This window comes from Fructilactobacillus sp. X3R5C2 (genome assembly GCF_059901175.1).
Map to the genome: position 1 here is coordinate 1 of NZ_JBWXVC010000030.1, position 262 is coordinate 262.

The window sequence follows — 262 nt, forward strand, 5'->3', positions numbered from 1 at the left end:
GTGTTTCCAGTCTTTACTTTATGAATGATAGGCCCTGCGGAATCCCCAACGGAAGAAGAAATGATGGGAAACGCCTCGCCCTTTTTTAAGGTCTTTAATAGAGTAGAACCTAATTTAGGAGAACTAAAAACTTTTGTATTGTCCACTTTAACAGAACCTATGTAAAAGGTTTTACTTGATGAATGACCACTTGTTGGAAAGAGACATATACAAAGAAGGCTTAACATAATAAAACATCCAAAGAATTTTTTCACAATTATTT

General features: G+C 34.4%; 1 protein-coding gene. It reads right to left on the bottom strand.

The window, feature by feature from the left end; genetic code table 11:
• Nucleotides 1-227, bottom strand: a 227-nt coding sequence (locus AC6UD4_RS07310) for a hypothetical protein (RefSeq protein WP_500709649.1), incomplete at its 3' end; no start/stop codon positions are given.
• Nucleotides 228-262: the final 35 nt, after the last annotated feature.